The organism is Stenotrophomonas sp. STEN035 (assembly GCF_056759935.1).
This window is the reverse complement of record NZ_JBRRDY010000014.1, coordinates 1-20,014: the sequence shown is the minus strand read 5'-3', so window position 1 is coordinate 20,014 and position 20,014 is coordinate 1. Positions and strand designations below refer to the sequence as shown.

At 62.5% G+C, this 20,014-nt stretch carries 26 protein-coding genes; 20 read left to right on the top strand and 6 right to left on the bottom strand.

The genetic code is table 11. From position 1 onward, the window contains the following. Window positions 1-14 precede the first annotated feature (14 nt). Together ACVOLL_RS09510 and ACVOLL_RS09505 are read left to right on the top strand one after the other, a co-directional pair. On the top strand, window positions 15-770 hold the full coding sequence (locus ACVOLL_RS09510) for a tetratricopeptide repeat protein (RefSeq protein ID WP_481512686.1): 756 nt from the start codon (window positions 15-17) through the stop codon (window positions 768-770). 219 nt (window positions 771-989) lie between these two features. Next, complete coding sequence (locus ACVOLL_RS09505; RefSeq protein WP_481512685.1) at window positions 990-1,757, top strand: alpha/beta hydrolase; 768 nt, start codon at window positions 990-992, stop codon at window positions 1,755-1,757. 138 nt (window positions 1,758-1,895) lie between these two features. Here the strand turns inward: ACVOLL_RS09505 and ACVOLL_RS09500 are convergent, their stop codons facing one another. Beyond that, a complete protein-coding gene (locus ACVOLL_RS09500) occupies window positions 1,896-2,351 on the bottom strand; it encodes a CopD family protein (RefSeq protein ID WP_481512684.1) in 456 nt (151 codons plus the stop codon). Between the two features lie 63 nt (window positions 2,352-2,414). On the opposite strand from ACVOLL_RS09500, the gene ACVOLL_RS09495 reads away from it, so the two are divergent. After that, on the top strand, window positions 2,415-3,011 hold the full coding sequence (locus tag ACVOLL_RS09495; protein WP_481512683.1) for a class I SAM-dependent DNA methyltransferase: 597 nt from the start codon (window positions 2,415-2,417) through the stop codon (window positions 3,009-3,011). Between the two features lie 81 nt (window positions 3,012-3,092). Further along, window positions 3,093-4,406 carry a polyhydroxyalkanoate depolymerase gene (locus ACVOLL_RS09490; protein WP_481512682.1) on the top strand — a complete coding sequence of 438 codons (1,314 nt, stop codon included), beginning with the start codon at window positions 3,093-3,095 and terminating at the stop codon, window positions 4,404-4,406. 210 nt (window positions 4,407-4,616) lie between these two features. Here ACVOLL_RS09490 and ACVOLL_RS09485 read toward each other — a convergent pair whose 3' ends face one another. From ACVOLL_RS09485 to ACVOLL_RS09470, 4 genes are all read right to left on the bottom strand, one after another. Further along, complete coding sequence (locus tag ACVOLL_RS09485; RefSeq protein WP_481512681.1) at window positions 4,617-4,931, bottom strand: DMT family transporter; 315 nt, start codon at window positions 4,929-4,931, stop codon at window positions 4,617-4,619. Between the two features lies 1 nt (window position 4,932). Next, window positions 4,933-5,289, bottom strand: coding sequence for a DMT family transporter (locus ACVOLL_RS09480; RefSeq protein WP_481512680.1), 357 nt, complete (start codon window positions 5,287-5,289; stop codon window positions 4,933-4,935). A 286-nt stretch (window positions 5,290-5,575) separates the two neighbouring features. Further along, window positions 5,576-6,574 carry a sensor domain-containing protein gene (locus tag ACVOLL_RS09475; RefSeq protein WP_481512679.1) on the bottom strand — a complete coding sequence of 333 codons (999 nt, stop codon included), beginning with the start codon at window positions 6,572-6,574 and terminating at the stop codon, window positions 5,576-5,578. Beyond that, window positions 6,574-6,936, bottom strand: coding sequence for a PadR family transcriptional regulator (locus ACVOLL_RS09470; protein ID WP_296251505.1), 363 nt, complete (start codon window positions 6,934-6,936; stop codon window positions 6,574-6,576). The genes ACVOLL_RS09475 and ACVOLL_RS09470 overlap by 1 nt, the downstream gene beginning before the upstream one ends. 153 nt (window positions 6,937-7,089) lie before the next feature. On the opposite strand from ACVOLL_RS09470, the gene ACVOLL_RS09465 reads away from it, so the two are divergent. The 5 genes from ACVOLL_RS09465 to ACVOLL_RS09445 all read left to right on the top strand — a co-directional run bounded on the left by ACVOLL_RS09465 (window position 7,090) and on the right by ACVOLL_RS09445 (window position 10,815). After that, complete coding sequence (locus tag ACVOLL_RS09465) at window positions 7,090-7,992, top strand: peptidylprolyl isomerase (RefSeq protein WP_481512678.1); 903 nt, start codon at window positions 7,090-7,092, stop codon at window positions 7,990-7,992. 329 nt (window positions 7,993-8,321) lie between these two features. Continuing rightward, window positions 8,322-8,648, top strand: a complete 327-nt coding sequence (locus ACVOLL_RS09460) for a metalloregulator ArsR/SmtB family transcription factor (RefSeq protein ID WP_481512677.1) — start codon at window positions 8,322-8,324, stop codon at window positions 8,646-8,648. Between the two features lie 17 nt (window positions 8,649-8,665). After that, complete coding sequence (locus ACVOLL_RS09455; protein WP_481512676.1) at window positions 8,666-10,054, top strand: DUF2867 domain-containing protein; 1,389 nt, start codon at window positions 8,666-8,668, stop codon at window positions 10,052-10,054. Between the two features lie 104 nt (window positions 10,055-10,158). Next, window positions 10,159-10,560 (top strand): OsmC family protein, encoded by a 402-nt coding sequence (locus ACVOLL_RS09450; protein ID WP_481512675.1) that lies wholly within the window; start codon window positions 10,159-10,161, stop codon window positions 10,558-10,560. Window positions 10,561-10,566: 6 nt separating this feature from the next. After that, window positions 10,567-10,815: a hypothetical protein gene (locus ACVOLL_RS09445; RefSeq protein WP_481512674.1), complete on the top strand. Its 249-nt coding sequence runs from the start codon at window positions 10,567-10,569 to the stop codon at window positions 10,813-10,815. A 105-nt stretch (window positions 10,816-10,920) separates the two neighbouring features. On the opposite strand, the gene ACVOLL_RS09440 is transcribed toward ACVOLL_RS09445, so the two are convergent. After that, the gene (locus ACVOLL_RS09440) at window positions 10,921-11,712 is read right to left on the bottom strand and encodes a DUF4349 domain-containing protein (RefSeq protein ID WP_481512673.1); all 792 of its coding nucleotides are present in this window, start codon (window positions 11,710-11,712) and stop codon (window positions 10,921-10,923) included. Between the two features lie 281 nt (window positions 11,713-11,993). Here ACVOLL_RS09440 and ACVOLL_RS09435 point away from each other — a divergent pair, with 281 nt between their 5' ends. The 11 genes from ACVOLL_RS09435 to ACVOLL_RS09385 all read left to right on the top strand — a co-directional run bounded on the left by ACVOLL_RS09435 (window position 11,994) and on the right by ACVOLL_RS09385 (window position 19,811). Then, window positions 11,994-13,796 carry a DUF885 domain-containing protein gene (locus tag ACVOLL_RS09435; RefSeq protein ID WP_481512672.1) on the top strand — a complete coding sequence of 601 codons (1,803 nt, stop codon included), beginning with the start codon at window positions 11,994-11,996 and terminating at the stop codon, window positions 13,794-13,796. 128 nt (window positions 13,797-13,924) lie between these two features. Beyond that, window positions 13,925-14,728, top strand: coding sequence for a hypothetical protein (locus tag ACVOLL_RS09430; RefSeq protein WP_481512671.1), 804 nt, complete (start codon window positions 13,925-13,927; stop codon window positions 14,726-14,728). Between the two features lie 61 nt (window positions 14,729-14,789). After that, on the top strand, window positions 14,790-15,275 hold the full coding sequence (locus ACVOLL_RS09425) for a hypothetical protein (protein WP_481512670.1): 486 nt from the start codon (window positions 14,790-14,792) through the stop codon (window positions 15,273-15,275). 326 nt (window positions 15,276-15,601) lie between these two features. Continuing rightward, window positions 15,602-16,033: a PH domain-containing protein gene (locus tag ACVOLL_RS09420; protein ID WP_481512669.1), complete on the top strand. Its 432-nt coding sequence runs from the start codon at window positions 15,602-15,604 to the stop codon at window positions 16,031-16,033. Between the two features lie 245 nt (window positions 16,034-16,278). Further along, a complete protein-coding gene (locus tag ACVOLL_RS09415; protein ID WP_481512668.1) occupies window positions 16,279-16,695 on the top strand; it encodes a GNAT family N-acetyltransferase in 417 nt (138 codons plus the stop codon). A gap of 97 nt (window positions 16,696-16,792) precedes the next feature. Beyond that, window positions 16,793-17,203, top strand: a complete 411-nt coding sequence (locus tag ACVOLL_RS09410; RefSeq protein ID WP_481512667.1) for a GNAT family N-acetyltransferase — start codon at window positions 16,793-16,795, stop codon at window positions 17,201-17,203. A gap of 90 nt (window positions 17,204-17,293) precedes the next feature. After that, window positions 17,294-17,632 carry a tRNA-binding protein gene (locus tag ACVOLL_RS09405; RefSeq protein ID WP_481512666.1) on the top strand — a complete coding sequence of 113 codons (339 nt, stop codon included), beginning with the start codon at window positions 17,294-17,296 and terminating at the stop codon, window positions 17,630-17,632. A gap of 131 nt (window positions 17,633-17,763) precedes the next feature. Next, the gene (locus tag ACVOLL_RS09400; RefSeq protein WP_481512665.1) at window positions 17,764-18,345 is read left to right on the top strand and encodes a TMEM175 family protein; all 582 of its coding nucleotides are present in this window, start codon (window positions 17,764-17,766) and stop codon (window positions 18,343-18,345) included. Between the two features lie 144 nt (window positions 18,346-18,489). Beyond that, on the top strand, window positions 18,490-18,945 hold the full coding sequence (locus tag ACVOLL_RS09395) for an iron chaperone (protein ID WP_481512664.1): 456 nt from the start codon (window positions 18,490-18,492) through the stop codon (window positions 18,943-18,945). A 51-nt stretch (window positions 18,946-18,996) separates the two neighbouring features. Continuing rightward, window positions 18,997-19,494: a hypothetical protein gene (locus ACVOLL_RS09390; RefSeq protein ID WP_481512663.1), complete on the top strand. Its 498-nt coding sequence runs from the start codon at window positions 18,997-18,999 to the stop codon at window positions 19,492-19,494. 20 nt (window positions 19,495-19,514) lie between these two features. Next, on the top strand, window positions 19,515-19,811 hold the full coding sequence (locus ACVOLL_RS09385) for a hypothetical protein (protein ID WP_481512662.1): 297 nt from the start codon (window positions 19,515-19,517) through the stop codon (window positions 19,809-19,811). Window positions 19,812-20,014 lie beyond the last annotated feature (203 nt).

Genomic DNA, 20,014 nt, shown 5'->3' with positions numbered 1-20,014 from the left:
ACAGGGACACACGGATGAGTCCGATCATTCTGCTTTCGCTGATCCTGCAGGTCGCCTGCTGCGTGCACGTCGTGCGCACCGGGCGACCGCTGTACTGGATCTTCATCCTGCTGTTCTTCTCCTATCTGGCAGTGCTGATCTACGTGATCGCCGAAGTGCTGCCGGACCTGCGCAACAGCCCGACCGCGCGTCGCGGCCTGCGCCAGGTCCGCGACCAGATCGACCCGCAGCGCGGCAAGCGCCAAGCCGACCAGCGCCTGCGGGTTTCCGACACCGCCGACAACCGCAGACGCCTGGCCCAGGAACACCTGGACCGCGGCGAATATGCCGAAGCGGCGACGCTGTACGAAGGTGCGCTGCGCGGACTGCACAGCGAGGACCCGGACCTGATGCTGGGCCTGGCCAAGGCCCAGTACGGCCTGCAGCAGCCGGCACAGGCACGCAAGACGCTGGAAGCGCTGATCGCGGCCAACCCCAGTTTCCGCTCGCATGACGGCCACCTGCTGTATGCCCGTACCGTGGAGGACAGCGCGGACATTCCTGCCGCCCTGCACGAGTACGAGGCGATGATCGGTGGCTACCCCGGCGAGGAAGCACGGCTTCGCTATGCCTTGTTGCTCAAGCGCGCCGGCCGCGACGACGACGCAGCCAGGCAACTGCAGAACATCCTCGACCGCGCCGAGACCTCGCCGCGCTATTACCAGCAGGCGCAGCGCGCCTGGATCGATGCCGCACGCAAGGAACTGCGGCAGCTGACGCCGGCAGGCTGAGCGCAGGACCATGGCTTTTGTAGGAGCGGCGTAAGCCGCGAAGCTAGTCCTGCTGAAGTCCTTGGCACCTGCGCCATCTGGTGATGTACTTGCTTCGCGGCTTACGCCGCTCCTACAAATACGGTATCCGCCTGCTTGCTGGCACCGGATTGTGGCGACGCGATGCACCGATGGACTGTGTTATCTGCCTTCTCCCCATCCCCGGCGAGGCCAAGCAGCATGATCACCAGCCTGAAAGTCGTGTTGATCGCCATCAGCGTGCTCGCCAGCATGTACCTGATCGCCTGCGCCCTGCTCGCCTTCAATGCCCGCAGCATGCTTTACCACCCGACCCCGCGCAGTGCCGATGTACCGCACTGGACCATGCCGCGCGGCGATGCCGACATCATCGTCTCCAGCAACCGGCAGCACAGCACGCAGATCGTGCTGTATTTCGGCGGCAATGCCGAAGACGTCTCGCAGGCCCTGCCGATGCTGCAGCAGGGCTTCCCAGATGCTGCCATCCACGCCATGCACTACCGCGGCTATGGCGGCAGCAGCGGCTCACCGACCGAAGCCACGCTTACTGGCGATGCCTTGGCGCTGTATGACAGCACCAGCAACGGTCACGCACACGAGATCATCGTGGTTGGCCGCAGCCTCGGCTCGGGCGTCGCCGTGCAACTCGCGGCTGCGCGCCCGGTTCAACGCCTGGTGTTGATCACGCCTTACGACAGCATCGGCGGCCTGGCTGCGCGCATGTTCCCGGCCTTCCCGGTGCGCCTGCTGCTACGCGATCACTACGACTCATGGCGTCACGCCGCCCGGATCACTGCCCCAACCACCTTGATCATCGCCGGCAGGGATGAGGTGATTCCGAATGCGAGTTCGTTGCGACTGCTGCGCGAATTCCGGCCCGGCGTGGCGCAGGCCGTGACCATCGCTGATGCCGATCACAATGATGTGTTTGCCTTTCCGCAGTTTGCGGAGGCCTTGCGGGGGCAGTAAGGGTCACAAGCTCCCCCCCTCCCCAGCCCTCCCCTTGGCTGCGCCAACGGGAGGGGGCAGAGCTCAAGCCCTCCCTTTGGCGCAGCCAAGGGGAGGGTTGGGAGGGGTGCCTTTGATCTTCGCAGCCCCCAAAAAAACTCAGAACGGCTTCGCCAGCACCAGATAGACAATCGCAATGAACAGCACCAGCGGCAGCTCATTGAACCAACGCAGCGTGCCCGAGGACGGCAGCGCCTTGCCCTTGATCGTGCCCTTCAACCAACGCCCGGTGAAGGTGAAGTACACCATCAGCAACACCACCAATCCCAGCTTTGCATGCAGCCAACCAGCAGCGCCCGGCGCCACCATGGTCGGAAACTCCGGCAACACCTTGTAACCCAGCCACAGCACCAGCCCAAGGATGAAGGCAATGCCAAACATCACGTGGCCAAACCGGTACAGACGCTTACCCATCAACTGCAGTCGTTCCACCACCTGCGGCTGCCCCGCAGCCTCGGCGATGTTGACCAGGATCCGCGGCAGGTAGAACACCGCCGCCATCCACGCCACCACAAATACAAGGTGGAAGGTCTTTACCCAAAAATACGACTGCATGCGCTGGCTCCATCGGCGGCGTAGGATGAGCGCCATTTTCGCCCATTCGCACAAGACACGCACATGCAGGACAAGCAGTACGACGCCGATTACTTCCAACGCTGGTATCGCCGCGACGATATCGGCGGCGCAGCACGCCTGGCGCGCAAGGTGCAGCTGGCCGTGGCTGCGGCCGAGTACTACCTGGAGCGCCCGATCCGCAGCGTGCTCGATGTCGGCTGCGGTGAAGGCGCCTGGCGTGCGCCCTTGCTCAAGCTGCGGCCCAAGCTGCAGTACATGGGTTTTGACAGCAGCGAGTATGTGGTGCGCCGCTATGGCCGCACCCGCAACCTGCATCTGGCCAGCTTCGGCGACTTCCAGTGGCTGCGCCCGTGCGCGCCGGTCGACCTGCTGGTCTGCTCGGACGTGATCCACTACGTGCCCAGCCGCGAACTGCGCAAGGGCCTGCCCGGCCTGGCCGAACTCTGCGGCGGGGTCGCCTTCCTGGAGGCATTCACTGCCGAGGACGAGTTCCATGGCGACCACGACGGCTTCCAGCAGCGCCCTGCCCGTTGGTACAAGCGCCAGCTGCGCGAAGCGGGCTTCCGCGGCGTTGGCTCGCATTGCTGGCTGGGGCCCGCATTCAGCGAAGACATCGCCGCGCTGGAAAGGGCCGACTAAAGGCCGATACCGGCTTAACTCGCGCTCTGCGATAGTGCGCTATGCTGCACAGCATCATATGACTGTACATATTGGGACGTCATGCTTTATCAACTGCATGAATTGACCCGCAACCTGCTTGCGCCCTGGGTTCACCAGGCGCAGGCAAATGCGGCGTTCTTCAATAATTCGGGCCACTGGTGGTCGTCGATGCCGGGCGCTGATCGCTTCGCGGCGATGAACGAGCTGTTCCATCGCCTCGGCAAGGATTATGAGAAGCCCGAATGGGGCATCCACGAGCTGGAGCTTGATGGCGAGATCGTGCCGATCGCCCAGCTCACCGAAGTGGAGAAGCCGTTCTGCAAGCTGCTGCGCTTCAAGCGCCACAGCAATGAAACCTCCAAGGTTGAAGCCCTGCTCGCCCAGCCCATCGTGCTGGTGGTGGCGCCGCTGTCTGGCCACCACGCCACGTTGCTGCGCGACACTGTGCGCACCTTGCTGCGCGACCACCGCGTCTATGTGACCGACTGGGTCGACGCGCGCATGGTGCCGGTGGAACAGGGCGAGTTCGGCCTGGACGACTACATCGAGTACGTGCAGGAATTCATCCGCCACCTCGGCGCCGACAACGTGCACGTGGTCAGCGTCTGCCAGCCGACCGTGCCGGTATTGGCTGCAGTGTCACTGATGGCCAGCCGTGGTGAAACCACGCCGCGCTCGCTGGTGATGATGGGCGGGCCGATCGATGCGCGTTGCAGCCCGACCGCGGTCAACAACCTGGCGACCCGCAACCCGATGTCGTGGTTCGAGAACAACGTCATCCACACCATTCCGGCGCCGTATCCGGGCCAGGGTCGTCGCGTCTATCCGGGCTTCCTGCAACACGCCGGCTTCATGTCGATGAATCCCAGCCGCCACCTGATGTCGCATTGGGATTTCTACACCGACCTGGTCAAGGGCGACCTTGACGATGCCAATGCGCATCGCCGTTTCTACGACGAATACAACGCCGTGCTGGACATGCCGGCGCAGTTCTACCTGGACACCATCCGCGTGGTGTTCCAGGAGTTCCTGCTGCCGCGGGGCGAATGGTATGTGCGCGGCGAACACGTCGACCCGTCGGCGATCCGCGACACCGCCCTACTGAGCATCGAAGGCGAGCTGGACGATATCGCCGGCCTCGGCCAGACCGAAGCCGCGCAGGCGCTGTGCACCGGCATCCCGGCCTCGCGCCGCGACCACTTCATCGTCGAAGGCGCCGGCCACTACGGCATCTTCAGCGGCCGCCGCTGGCGCGAAGTGGTGTACCCGAAGATGCGCGATTTCTTCAGTGCCCAGTCCGCACAACCGGCGGCAAAGAAGGCCAGGAAAGCCAGCAGCAACGTAACCCCGCTGCGCCGCCGCGCCCAGCGCTGAACCGGCTTGAGCCCCTCTCCCTGCGGGGTGAGAGGGGCAGCTTGCGAACCATTGGTTCGCTGCCCATCGAACGCCCTTGCGCCAGCGCGAGGGGCGCGGAGCGGGGGTTGGGGGGAGGGTAAATCGAAGCAAGACGGTTTCGGCAATAGCAGTGCCGCCGAAGCTGACAAGCAAACCCCAAGGCCCCGGCACTCCCGGGGCCTTCCGCATTCAAGAAACCGCCTTCAAGCCCACAACCCCCAACACGATCACAGCCAGGCTAAGCAAACGCGCCGTACTGCGCGACTCACCAAAGAACAGCATGTTCACCAGCACCGCAGCCGCCGTTCCCAAGCCAATCCAGACCGCATAGGCAATGCTCAACTGGATGTAACGGAACGACTGGTACAGCAGCACGAACGAAGCACCGAACCCGCCAAAGAACAACACAGCGTTCAACAGACTCTTGCGCCCGCTGTAACGCTTCAGGCCAATCACGCCTACCGTCTCCATCAAGGCCGCGACGATCACCAGAAACCAGCCCATATCAGCCTCCCTGCCCCTCTGCTTCAGACGCGGCGGCAGCCTTGCCATCGGCCAGTTTCAGCGCGATCACACCCGCCACCAGCACCGCCATGAACACGCCCTTGGCCAGGCTGAAGCTGCCATCGAACAGGAAAATATCCATCAACGCCGTGCCCACCGTGCCGACGGCGGCAAACACCGCATACACCGTGCCGGTCGGCAATGATTCGCAGGCCTTGGCCAGCCAATGAAAGTCCACCACGATCACCGCGATGATCGGAATCCAATGCCACCATGCGGCAGCCACATTGAAGCCATACACCCAGACCAGCTCGAACAGACAGGTCAGGGCCACGTAGAACCAGCCTTTACCGGCCATGGCGCTCTCCACAAAAAAATCGCCACCAGCATAACGCGAGGTAGTGCCGAGCCATGCTCGGCAGGGGCTTTAACAGCAATCCAGAATTGTAGGAGCGGCGTCTGCCGCGAAGCTGGCAACAATGGTTGGTCAGGCATTTCTGCAATCTGGCCATCTACCAGCTTCGCGGCTGACGCCTCTCCTACACAATGGTCTATCTGTAACGCCTCTGCCGAGCATGGCTCGGCTCTACAAATAACGAGGGCGCCATCGGCGTCCTCGTCTGCATTCCTTCAATCCGCTGTGCTTACAACCGCACCAGCAGATGCTTGGCCATGGCGCCGTGCAGCTTGCCGATGCCACGTGCCAGATGCAGGGTGCCGAACAGCAGCAGCACGCCTACACCCACCGACACCGGCCACAACCAGAACGCATTGCCGACATTGACGCCGTCGATCCAGATCCCCATCGGCAGGTTGGAGAACAGCGAGACCAGCGGTGCGAAAACCAGCGCCAACGACGTCGACAGCAAGGTCGTCGCCACGGTGAAGTACAGGATGCCCAGCGGCAGCATCAGCAAGAAATACAGCATGGTCAGCCAGGTGCGCCCGTCCGAGAACATCGCACCGATGCGCTGCAGCCAACCCTGGCTGCGATCGGTATAGGTCGGACGACGCGGCATGCGCACGCCCAGCATGGTTTCGATGATGCGGCCCTCAACCAGCGACAACACCCGCACCGAGCCCAGGAACAGCAGCAAGACCGGAATACCAATGATCACGATCAGCAGCGATACCGACAGCGACAAACCGGTAACCACCCAGGTAAAGAAGAAAATGCCGGTAGCCAACGACAACAGCATGTAAAACAGCGCGCCATACGTGTGCGGGTCCATCGCCACACCGAAGAAGCGTGCCAGCAAGGAGCGCGGTGCCGGCTCGCGAGCCGGTGCAACTGCACTGTGCTCAACCGGCGACGCGGTGCTGTCTGCCGTCGCAATCGCGACAGGCGGCACGGCCCGTGCCGCAGGCCGCGGTGTACGCAGCGCGCGATTCACCGTCACTTCGGTTTCGCGGTAGATCTCGGCCACTTCTTCCGGTGCGCCGTAACTGCCGGCGACACCGGCAATCACCTCGGCCTCGCTCTTGCCCGGCTGCTCGGCCAGCTCCGAGCGCAGGTACTCCTCCGCGTCGTACAGCGCGTCCTGGATCATCGCCAGGTCAGCCCCACTCAATGCAGCACGCAGCTGATCCAGGTACTCGGGAATCGTCGTCGGCAGCGCTCGCGCGGTGTATTCGGTATTCATCAGTTGATTCCTTCCAGTACGGACTCGACCGAGTCCCGGGTGGCATTCCACGCTGCTATCCACTGCCGCAGTGCGGCGCGGCCGTCGTCATTGATGCGGTAGTAGCGCCGCGGCGGTCCGGCCACCGATGGCTCCACATGACTTTCCAGCAGGCCCGCGCCTTCCAGATTGCGCAGCACCGGGTACAACGCGCTCTGTTTGCCGCTGAGCACCCCGTCGCCAACCCGCTCCAGCTCCTTGGCAATCAGATAGCCGTACAGCGGCTCCGGCGCCTTGGCCAGCACCGCCAGCAAGGCCAGCGACACCGTGCCTGTGCTCAATTCCTTCTGGAACTTGCGTAGATGGGCATCCAACTCAGTCATGGCCTTCACTCCTGCCGACTAGCGTGAAGCAGATACTAGTACTTAGTTCGCTATAGTGAATATGCCGGTAGTCACCCCCACCTCGGTCACGAGGCTGGCGGGCGGCACGGGCAATCGCGCAGAATCGGGACACACCCAACTGGAATGCGCCCGATGACGCTACGCCCCTGCCTGCTTGCGCTGGCTCTGTCGCTATCCCCGCCGCCGCTGCTGGCGGCCGACGCCCCCGCCAAGTACCGCAGCGCGCAGGAGATCATCGATGCCGCCCCGGCCAGCGACTGGCACAGCCCGGCAGCGGAGAACACGTTGTACATGGATCTGGAAGGTGGCCGCGTCATCATCGAATTGGCCCCGCAGTTCGCCCCCGAGCACGCCGGCAACATCCGCACCATGGCCAGGGAGCACTTCTGGGACGGACTGAGCATCTACCGATCACAGGACAATTTCGTGGTCCAGTTCGGCGACGCCGATGCGGACGATGCGGCCAAGGCGAAGTCGATGGGCAGCGCCAAGACCCACCTGCCTGCAGAGTTCCAACGTCCGCTGGAAGGGCTGGCCTTCACCGCCCTGCCCGACCGCGACGGCTGGGCCGCCAGGACCGGCTTCGTCGGCGACTTCGCAGTCGGTAGTGATGGCAAGAACGCTTGGTTGGCGCATTGCTATGGCGCACTCGGTGCCGGTCGCAACAACGATGAGGACAGCAGCGTCGGTGCGGAACTTTATGTGGTCACCGGTCAATCGCCGCGCCAGCTGGACCGCAACATCACCCTGGTAGGTCGCGTGCTCAAGGGCATGGAGCTGCTGAGCACCATCAAGCGCGGTCCCGATCCGATGGGCTTCTACGAAAACCCCGCACAGCGTACGCAGATCAAGGCGATCAACTTGGCCAGCGAATTGCCTGCCGCGCAGCGGGTAAACCTGCAGGTGTTGCGCACCGATTCGAAGACTTTCGCCGATGCGGTGGAGGCTCGTCGCAATCGTGTGGATGGCTTCTACAAGCGCGCCGCTGGACATATCGACCTGTGCAACATTCCGTTGCCGGTACGGGTCAGGTAACAGCAGCCTTGTAGTGCCGAGCCATGCTCGGCAGAGGCTTTACCGGGAACATCCATTGCCGGGCAAGGCTCGGCACTACGCCCCCTCCCTTTCGCGTAGCGAAGGGGAGGGTTGGGGAGGGGTTGGCTCTTCGCTGGCTGGTCCAGTTGGAGCTTCGCGGCGAATGGCCCGGGGCCACCCAGCGGTACTCCAACAAAAGCGCAGAGCGAAGGTGCTCGGGTTGCCGGCAAAGCCCCTGCCGAGCATGGCTCGGCACTACAGGTACGCCGCTTGACATACCCAGGCAATCAGGCGCTTAATCAATTAACTAATTAGTTAACTGACTACCCATGCCCGCCGACCAGATCTTCGAAGCCCTTGCCTCACGCCCACGCCGCGAGATCCTGGCCTATCTGTCAGCACAGGAGCTCACCGCTGGCGAGATCGGCCAGCGTTTCGAGATGAGTGCGCCGGCCATATCGCGCCATCTCTCGGTTCTCGCCGCCGCCGGACTGGTCATGAGCGAGCGCCGCGGTCAGTTCGTGTTCTACCGGCTTACCCCCGACAACATGGTCAACACCTTGAGTCGCTTTGCCTTCGAGGTCTGCCCAACCGCCGGGCCGCTGCAGCGCGAATCACGTCGCAACGCCAAAACCAAGGCAAAACCTGCCAGCTGACAACCACGAGGCATCGCATGGAACGCAGTCGCACTCCCAACGAAAGCAGTTTTCCGCATGTCTCGATCAATGCCAGTGATGGCAGCCGTGCCGCGGAGGTCACACTACTGACCCAACTCGATGTAGGTGCTGGCGATGCAGTTGCAACAGCAGCAGGGGCACGCCAGGCCCAGCATGCGCATTTCAACGATGCCCTGGATGAGCCTTCGGCACGGCTGTCAGCTCCCGACCTAGCTGCCGGCGACAACGCCGCGCTGTACACGTTCTCGGTGGGCCGCCATGGTCATCCATTCCATCGTCATGCTGCACCGCGCGTGTTCACCGCGATCAGCGGCAGCGGCGGCGCGCGCCTGCGTTTCATCGCCGCCGGTTCGGCCTGCGACACGCCGCAGAATATCCAGCAGGCCCTGCGCCACGTCGAGATTCCCGCCGATTGTCTGTTCACGGTGCGCATGGCCGCTAACACCTGGCACCGGTTTGAGCCGCTGCGCGGCAATGACAGGCATCCAGCCCTGTTCGCGGTTTCATGCCATCCGGACGAAACTGCAGGCGCGCTGGATCCCAAACTGCATGCACAGGTCATGCACGGCGAGGCCGACCTCGCCAGTCTCACTGAACTGATGCCGGCAGCACTGCAGCAGCACACACAACAGGCGCAGGTGTGGACCAGCGTACTCAGCTTCGATCCGCTGCCCCGGCAAGCCTGGGCCTGTGCGCTTCTGCGCCGCCACGCCGGGCAGCTGCGCCAACTGCTGGTGCAACGCCACCCGCGAAGCGGCACTACATCGCACAAGCTCCCCACCTTGCGAGCGAATAGCACACATCAACTGCCGCCGAACTCACTGTTGGCCAAGCAACTGGCGAGTTACCACCATCAGGATCACGTGGATGTTCAGATCGATCAATGCTGGCTGATCGGTAGCAATCCGGAACAACTACTGGCAGCGTTGCTCGCAGCCTTCATCCAACAACCCGCCGGCAGCGTCAGCGGCCTGATGCGGCTACGGAATCTATTGGCGCGGCCGTTGCGACTGCGCACCTCGTCCTTGGGCTGCCCGGTGTCGTCGCTATTGAGCGATGCGCCAACACAACGTTTTGCCCAACGTTTCCCGGTACTGGCCTCTTCCATCAGTGCCAACTCGGCGCAGGTGCTGCTCGGTGCCGATGATCGCCACCTGCAGTTCCGTTCCAGCGTCGCGGTGCAGCGCGATGGCGAGCTGATCACTTTCAGCCTTTCCACCCGCGTGCATTGCCGCAACCCCTTCGGGCATCTGTATATGGCAGCGGTGGACCCGATGCATCACCATTTCATCGCACCGAAGATGCTGAGGACCGCGGTAGATTGCCTGCTTGAGGAAGCCGCAGTTACCCAACAAGCTGGCACTGCAGCCATCGCGACGATGTGAACAACGGCATCGTTCAGACAATGGGACGATGCAGGCAATAAACGGTGACTACCGAAGCCGCCTGTATCGCAGTAGTTTGGCGATTCGTTCCGAAGGAGGCTGCCATGGCCCACGTCACCATTGAATCAACGGGAAGCAACTACGCCCATCGCATCAGCAACGGCGTCCACAGCCTTGTTGCGGATGAGCCAGCCCGGCTGGGCGGCGAGGATGCTGGCATGGCGCCATTCGACCTGTATCTGGCATCACTGGCAGCCTGCACCGCAATTACCTTGCGGATGTATGCAGAGAAAAAAGGCTGGGAGCTGGGTGAGTTCAACGCCGAGCTAACCTCCAGCCGCGATGAAGCCGGTAAGCTGCAGGTGCACCGCATTCTTTCCGCTACCGGCGCGTTGACTGGCGAGCAATGGGAACGGCTACTGGACGTAGCCACCCGCACACCGGTCACCAAGGTGATGGGCGAAGGTGCGACCATCACCAGCGAACACCGCGCCCTGAAGAGTTGAGACGCCATGTTTACGATTGTTGTTATCTGGGATGCAGACAACGCCGAAGTGACGCAGTGGGATGAGACCCCATGGGTCACCACTTTCAAGGATCGCGAAGTGTCGTTGCGTGCTGGGCCGCGTGAGCGTGTGGATGCCAATGGCGTCAGCAGCCAGGTGGCGGTCTATCTGCCCGATGAGTTCAACGAAGAAGAGTTCCAGGAACTGTTTGCCGCGCATGAGAAGCGCATTCCCGAGCTGCATCTGCATGGCTGATGCCTGATGTGGGTGGCTTGTTTGTAGGAGCGGCGTAAGCCGCGAAGCTGGCCATGTTTCAGATCATCAGCTTCGCGGCTGACGCCGCTCCTACAAAACTGTTGATTAGTTCTTTTTGCGGCGGCGCCACCACAGGCGCAGCAACCATGCCAGGAAGCTACCAACCAGAATCAACGGCAGCAGGCCTGCGACGATGCGGATCACATAGGCCACGCTGGTGGTGAATATCTCACCGAAATCGCCAAACGCGCGGCCAATCTCGCTGCGGTTGCGCTGACTGTTGGTCGATTCAATGTTGATGGTCACCAGCTGCGTATCGATACGGCGGTGCTGCTGCGCCGAATCACGATTGGCCTGCTGCAGGCCAGCTTCGATCTCCGACAGGCGTTGCGAAATCGTCAGCAGATCCGCCACCGCCAGATCCTTGCGCTGCTGGTACTCGAGCAGGCGTTCATGCTCGGCCTTCAAACGGTCCTGCATCAACTGGGTATCGGCAACCTGCTGGGCCAGATCCTCGGCCTCGGTGTTGCGGGTGGTCACCTCGCCCTTGTCGCTGGCCAACGCGATCAGCGGCTCCACGCCCTTCGGCGCGACCCGCACCTTGATTGAGCCGCGGGGTGTATCGCCACCCTGCTGGGACACGTTGAGCACTGCGCAGTCGCCGAACTTCGCGCTCTGGCAGGCATCGGATACAGCCTTCACCCGCGGCGCAATATCCTTGCCAGGCAATTGCAGCTGCACGGTGTGCTCATAGGCCAGGAATGCGCCCTCCGGCGATTGCACCGCATCGGCTGCCACCGCCGCGCTCTCGGCCGACATCTCATGCTTTGCGCAACCACCAAGCAGGAGCAACGCGCCCAGTGCCAACGCCAAGGTACTTCCGTGCAATTGCTTCATGCTTCCATGTTCCCAAGAGGTTTCGTGGCCGCAGCATAACGACATAGCTGAATACGAAGGCTAAAAATTTGTGCAGAGCTCACCAACTCCAGTGAATGCAGCGCACCCGCCCCCCTTCGTTCTCGCCAAGACCACATTCCCGGGTGCGCTGCGCTCGCCCGGGCTACAGATGGCGGCCTCGCCCAACCGCCCATTTCGGCAAGCCGACACCAACCAACGGCAGGTGCAGCAGCGGCCCAGTCCACCTATGCTCGGGGATTCCCTCAGTAACAGGATCACCGATGCGCAAGCACCTGCTCGCCGCCGCCCTGCTCGCCAGCCTCGCCGGCTGCCAGAGCGGCGACGCCCCGACCGCGCCGTCCACCACCACCGAGCAGGCCGGCCAGTCCCAGGCCGACGCCCAGTTCGCCGAGCTGTCGAAGAAGGCCTTGGACACCTGGATGCAGCTGTCCCCGGTCAGTGCCACCCAGATCGGTGATCACCGCTACGACAGCCAGCTTGACGACCTGAGCGCGGCCGGCCAGCAGAAGAGCCTGGAGGCCAGCAAGGCCCTGCTCGCCGAGCTGGACAAGCTCGACGTCAGCAAGCTCGGCCGCGAGAACCAGGTGGATGCGGCCATCCTGCGCAACCAGTTGCAGTCGGACATCTGGTCCAACGAAACCATGCAGTCGTGGAAGTGGGACCCGCAGGTCTATAACGGCCTGGCCGGCAGCGCCATCTACGGCCTGATGGCGCGCGAATTCGCGCCGCTGCCGGAGCGCCTGAAGTCGGCCACCGCCCGCATCGAACTGATCCCGCAGATCTTCGCCGCCGCCCGTGCCAACCTGGATCCGGCGCGCGTGCCGAAGATCCACGCCGAAACCGTGGCCAAGCAGAACCGCGGCATCCTCAGCCTGGTTGAAACCTTCATCGTGCCCAACATCGGCCAGCTCGAAGCCGCCGACCAGGAACGCCTGAAGGCCGCCATCGCCACACTGACCACGGCAGTCGAAGAACAGCAGACCTGGCTGGACAAGACCCTGGTTCCGAATGCCAAGGGCGAGTTCCGCATCGGCGCGGAAAAATACGACCAGAAGCTGAAGTTCTCGCTCAACTCCTCGCTGTCGCGCGCCGAGATCGGCGAGCGCGCCCGCGCCGAGTTGACCCGCGTGCGCAAGGACATGTACGGCATCGCTCAGGTGGTGTTGAAGGACAAGCCGGGCGCACCGGAAATGCCGGCCAACCCGACCGACGACCAGCAGCAGAAGGCGATCGAGGCCGCACTGGAACTGGCCTATGCCGACAAGCCGGCCCGCGACAAGGTCGTGGACGATGCCAAGGCCGCGCTCGACCAGTCCACCGAGTTCGTGCGCAAGCATGACCTGATGACCCTGCCCGATGCCCCGGTCGACATCATCCTGATGCCGGAATTCCAGCGCGGCGTGGCCGTGGCCTATTGCGATTCGCCGGGCCCGTTGGACAAGAACCTGAAGACCTTCTACGCGGTCTCGCCGATTCCGGATGACTGGAACGACAAGCAGGTGGATTCCTTCCTGCGCGAATACAACAGCCGCATGATCCACCTGCTGTCCATCCACGAAGGCACCCCGGGCCATTACCTGGAAGGCTGGCACTCGGGCAAGTTCCCGTCGACGCTGCGTGCGGTGCTGCGCTCGGGCCTGTTTGCAGAAGGCTGGGCGGTCTACACCGAACGCATGATGCAGGAGCAGGGCTACCTGGATAACGACCCACTGTTCCACCTGGTGCAGCTGAAGTTCTACCTGCGCACCATTGCCAATGCCATCCTCGACCAGGGGGTGCACGTGGACAACTGGAGTCGCGAGCAGGCCATGCAGCTGATGACCCACGACGCCTTCCAGCAGGAAAGCGAAGCCTCGGGCAAGTGGGTGCGCGCACAGCTCACCTCTGCCCAGCTGCCGACCTACTTCGTCGGTGCGCAGGAGCACTTCGATACCCGCAAGGCAGTGCAGGAAAAGCAGGGTGCCAACTTCAACCTGAAGGCCTACCACGACCAGATGCTGTCCTACGGCGCACCGCCGGTGCGTTTCGCACGCCAGCTGATGCTGGAACAGCCGATCGAGTGATGCCCGGTCCACGTTGATGACTGACCGCAGAAGCCCGGGGGTACCCGGGCTTCTGCATGATCATCAGTCAACACCGACCGACAAGCGGTGCTGATGCTTGTATGCCCCAACACCTGGATACGTTTGACATGAAGTCACTGCTTACCTGCTTTGCCACCGCCAGCCTCATTCTTGCCTCCTGGCAGACAGCGGCGCAGACACCGGCCTCAGCGCAAACCGACTATCTGGAGGCGGGCGCAAGAATGGAGCAGCGCATCGCTCAGCAATCGGCTATGGGTGACATGCCCCGTATCGCTGAGCCGGAAACGCAGGCACTGCTCGACATCCTCTCTGACAGACAGCGCTTCCTAGATTCGCAGACCTATGCCGCGAGCAACCTCGGCCAACTGATGGAAATCTGCGGCCAAGCCAACCGCGTGACAATGGCCTATGTCCTGTCCGGCTTCAAGGATCGCATCGACCCGAAGGCGACTCAGGAGCAGATCGTGCGTCAGATGATCAGGACGATGGAGGAGAACACTCTGTCGTTCCAGCAGGAACTTGAGCAACTGCACCCCTTTTTGATGCGCTGCCTAGCCACGCAGATTCCGCCCATGGCGGGGTTCATGGCCACGCTACCACCGCAGGAGCTGACACCGGTTCGATTGGCTGGCCTGAAGCAGCTGCGCGGCGGGCTGTTGAGCAGCTACATCGGTCATCTGCAAAGCATCCACAACCCGGCATACCGCGTGAGCTACCGCAAGCAGCTGCTTCGGGCCATGGCAGAGAACTCGCATCTGTTCGCATCAGCGCTGCAGCTCCAGGCCCGGCAACAGATCGTAGATGCGGCCGGCAACTCACTAGCCGAGGCGCCGACGGAAGACCGCACGGATATCGAGGCCATCATTGTGTCCATGCGCGACGTAAGCTGTACGGGGCTGTGCGCTTACTGAGGACGGCGCAGGAAGCTCCTGCAGCAGACACAGATGCGAAAGACTTCACAAGGACGGGAATATGGAAAAAGCACATGCGGCGCTGCGCTCGCGCTTTGGCGCAATGGACACGGTCACATTGATGCGGATGTGGCAGGAACAATCGCTGGAGCCTTGGGCGGAAAAAATCCTTGGGGAGGAGCTGCGGGCGCGCGACATCAGTGAAACATCGCTGCAACAGGCTATCCTGCTCAGGCAAGCACCTGCGCTGCCCAGGCCGCCGTCAATCACAGACACGTTCGTCTTTTACGGCATGCTAGGCACGTTCGGCTGCGTCACGTTCGCGATGGCCTTTCACCGCATGCTCACCGGCACCATGGGGCCGGTCATTGCCAATGCTGCCGTCCTTGCTACGCTTATCGTCTACCTCATCATCCTGATCCGTCGGCTGCTCGCGCATCGCGGTTCAACCGTTGGCGTGGGTATTCTGCTGGCGCTGCTCTGGATTCAAGCAGGAAGCCTGGCCCTGTCTGCACTGATTGGGGCAGCCGTGCTCACCTTCGGCTGAGTAAGGACCAATCGCCACAGCGGACCGAGCACCGCCGTGGACGCCCAAGGTCGACGCAGCAACCGGCGCCAAAACGCAACGTGGAATTCCAAGTCAAGGATCTGCCCGCCGTATCCCCGCCGCCCCCGGCCCGATGGAAAACCGCCGTAGCGATCATCGAACGCTTCCCCCCCAACTCAGCGCCGGCCACCTGCGCAGCAGCACCTGACATACATCGCCCTCACGCCCAACAGGCATGCATTCCGGCCTATTGCCCTGACCTGCCCGCCGCCTACAATTCCACCTCCGTTGCACAACAATTCGCCATCACGGGGGACAGCTTCAACATGGAAACAAATCCAATCCTGGCCTGGACGCTGGTATCGGAGTGCCCGATTCCGCAGGATGTGAACGACATCCTGGTGTCAGGCGAGACTGCCGTTGCGGCCTACAAAACTTTCCGTGATTCAGCGGTGTTCACCAACAAGCGCTTGATCGTGCGGGACGCGCAGGGCATCACCGGAAAGAAAGTGGAGATCTATTCGCTGCCGTACTCTTCCATCTACATGTGGTCTTCGGAGAACGGCCACGGCCTGTTCAATTTCAACTCCGAGATCGAACTCTGGACCAAGGCCGGCCATATCAAGGTCAACCTCAACAAGGGCCTGGATGTCCGTCGTCTGGACAAGCTGATCGCCCAGGCCGTGCTGGGCAGCACTGCACCGCCGGCCACCGGCACCCCCCAAGCGATGCCCGGCAACCCGCCGCCATTGCCGTAACCGGACGCAGCGCGAGCCATTCCACCAGCGGCAACATCAGGCCCGACTGCATCAACGGAATCGTTGCCGCCCGTTGAACGCGGAACTCCCCTGCCCTGCGCCGTTGCGGGTCGATCCGATGCCGGGCTTCCCGCACATTCTGGACGTCCCATGACAAGCCAATGCGCGCACTGCCGCCAGCTGGCCCATCACGTTTCCCGTCTGAAGCCTCGCCACACCGCCAGCCCGAGATTCCGGATACAACGATGAGCGAACCCAACTACACCATCAAGCACGACATCCCTTCCGTGGACACCTACCGGCAGCTGCGCCAGGCCAGTGGACTCAGTGCGAAGACGATGGAGGCTGCCAGTCGCGGCCTGCCCAATTCGCTGTTCGCCGTGCAGATCACCCATGCCGGCGAAACGGTGGCGATGGGGCGGGTGATCGGCGACGGGGGCAGCTTTTACCAGGTGGTCGACATCGCGGTGCTCCCTGCGCATCAGGGCCGCGGTCTCGGCAAGAAGGTGATGGCGGAAATCCAGGCCTACATCGAACGTGAGGTGCCAGCTTCGGCCTACGTCAGCCTGCTTGCAGATGGTGAAGCCTACCGCCTCTACCAGCAGTACGGTTTCACGCTGACCGCACCCGCCAGCGTCGGCATGGCTCTCAAGAAAACATGATCTCCAATACCTGCATAACCACCCGCACATCAACGGGGAAGGCATGAACATACGGCCGCTCAGCCATGACGATGTGGGTACCGCGAGCAGGCTTTGCATGACGGCGTTCATGGATTCGGTTGCCTCCACGCTCACTGGCGAAGGCGTCGAGACTTTCCGCACGCTTGCCGCTGCGGAAGCGTTTGCATCCCGCATCAGCGAGGACAACCTGATGTGGTTGGCGGAAGCTTCCGGGCAACCCGCCGGCCTCATCGAGCTGAAGCAGGGGCGACATATCGCAATGCTGTTCATCAGCCCCGAACTGCAGCGCCGCGGCATCGGCCGCCACCTGCTTGCCGAAGCCATCAAACACGCCCGCTCGGATATGCTGACCGTAAGCGCCTCCTTGCCTTCAGTGCCCGCCTACCTCGGCTACGGGTTCCATTGCAGCGGCGAGGTAAGCGAATCGATGGGAATCATCTACCAGCCGATGGAACTACGACTGGACCGCGTCGCCACAGGCGAGTGACCTTGGCGATCGCGCTACGGGCTCTGGAGATCAGCCTGCATCGCGCCAGCCCTGACCACTCCAATGACATCAAGCTCACGAGCAACCGCCATGCAGACCATCGATTGGAACGACTTCCGCAAGGTTGAACTTCGCGTAGGCCGCGTCATCGCCGCCGAGCCTTTCACTGCCGCCCGCAAACCCGCCTACATCCTGCAGGTGGATTTCGGTGTGGAGATCGGCATCCGCAAATCCAGCGCACAGATCACCGCACTATACAGCGCCGAACAGCTGGTCCGGCGGCTGGTGGTGGCAGTGCTCAACTTCCCTCCGAAACAAATCGGCCCACTGATGTCCGAATGCCTGGTGACCGGATTTCACGACGCTGAGGGTCGGGTCAGCCTATGCATGCCCGAGCATGAGGTGCCGCTGGGCACTCGCCTGCTGTAGGTCCTGCAAACGGTCCAGCCTCCCCTGCAGACTGGACGGCCGCCAACCCGCAAGCCCGACACACGGCCTCGACGGCGCTTCGTGCTAGCGTTCTGCACCGAATTCCTCAGCGATGCAAGCAGGAGACAGCAATGGGCAAGGGCCGGCTTGAAGCCTTCAGTGACGGTGTATTGGCTATCATCATCACGATCATGGTGCTGGAAATGCGACCGCCCGAAGGTGCTTCGCTGGACGCGCTACGGCCGCTGTTGACCACCCTGCTCAGCTACCTGCTGAGCTTCGTCTACATCGGCATCTACTGGAACAACCACCATCACCTGCTGCAGGCCTGCCAGAAAGTCACCGGCAGTGTGTTGTGGGCCAACCTGCACCTGCTGTTCTGGCTGTCGCTGTTGCCATTCGCCACCCATTGGATGGATGACTTCAACAACCAGCCACTGCCCTCTGCACTGTACGGCGGCATCCTGCTGGCCGCCGCCATCGCCTACTGGATCCTGCAACGCCGTATCGTCGCTGCCGATGGAGACAGTTCGCGACTGCGTCACGCATTGGGCAACGACTGGAAGGGCAAATTGTCGCCGCTTCTCTATATCAGCGGTATCGTCCTGAGTGTCGTCAACGCGCACATCGCACAGCTACTGTACGCAGCCGTCGCCCTGCTCTGGCTGATTCCCGACCGGCGCATTGAACGCGAGCTTAGCCAGAACAGCTGAGCAGCCGACGGCCACCACCGTTTCGCCTGTTCCTGTTCCTGTTCCCCGCTCCTTGGCAAATGGCCGCAGCCGTACCCACGTTTTACATTTGACCGCCCGGTTTGGGTTACAAAGCCCTGCCTCCCTTCCCATGCAGGACCTTCCATGGCCGTGTCCAAATCCAGTGGGTTTACCGCCGAAGAACAGGCTGCCATGAAGGAACGTGCACGTGAGCTCAAGGCCGAAGCCAAGGCCGGAAAGCTGAAAGCTGACGGCGAAGCCGAACTGCTGGCCAAGATTGCCGAGATGCCAGCCGCCGAGCAGCAGATGGCACAGCGCCTACATGCCATTGTCAGCGCCACCGCACCTTCGCTAGCACCCAAGACCTGGTACGGCATGCCCGCCTACGCGCGCGATGGCAAGGTAGTAGTGTTTTTCCAAGGGGCGAGCAAATTCGGCGCGCGCTATTCCACGCTGGGTTTCAACGACACTGCGACGTTGGACGATGGCGCCATGTGGCCCACCGCTTATGCATTGGTCGAGTTCACACCCGACGTCGAAAAAAAGGTCACCGCACTGATCAAGAAAGCCATGCGCAACCGTGGCAGTAGTCTGCAATAGGCAATCCTCGCGCCTGCGGCTATCTTGTCCTGCCGCACAGAGATCAAGCGCATGTCTTTCTGGACCTGGCTGTTTCCGCGTACGCATGTTGTGTTCTCCAGCCTCCTGACGCGCGAACAGGCGCTGCAGTCACTGCGCGCTGCCACCGCGCGTGGCAACCTGACGGCTACTGGCAGCGTCGCCGGATCGATAGGCGAGCAACATGTACACCTGTATCATCGGGTCGCAATGCGCAACTCGTTCAAACCGCATTTCCGCGGCGAGCTGCGCGCGACCGCTCAGGGCTGCGAACTGCGCGGCAGGTTTGCCTTGCCAGCACTGGTCTACTTCTTTGCATTCTTCTGGCTTGGCTTCTGCGTGCTGTGGAGCGCGGTGACGGCCTCGCAGTTGGGCCGATTTGATCTGATGCTGCTGCCTGCACTACTACCAGGCGTGCTGATGTGCGGCTTTGGTATTGGCCTGTTGCGGCTGGGCCAACATCTGGCCGCTGATGACCCGGCGATCCTGTCACGGGTGATCCGGCAGGCATTACAGTCCCCCTCTGCCTGACCCAGCTGCGAGAACCCTGCTTGTCCAACCACAACGACACCACGCTGGAACTGCAGAAGCTGCAATTTGAAGTGATGCAGCAACTGGAAGTCATCGCCGACGACATCAAGGCTGGACGGCTGGGTGCCGATGAAGGCTCGGCCAAGGCCAAAGCCATCATCGCCGCCAGCGAACAGCAGCGCGTGGCCATGTTCAACGCCGCGATCAGTGCGAACCAACGCCAGCGCAGACGCGCCTGGCTGTTCGCGCTGATGGTGGTCGTCGCCGTCGCAGCCGTGCTGGCCGGCCTGCTGCTGGCTCGCATCGGCACGGCATGAACATGTAGTGCCGAGCCATGCTCGGCAGGAGCCTCACCAGCCATCTTGCAGGAGCGGCGCAAGCCGCGAAACCACAACCACATCGGCCGGCGAAGACCTTACCCCTCCCCAATCCTCCGCTTCGTTGCGCGAAAGGAAGGGGGCGTAGTGCCGAGCCATGCTCGGCAGGGAGCTTTCCGGGTAGTTCCCCTGCCGAGCATGGC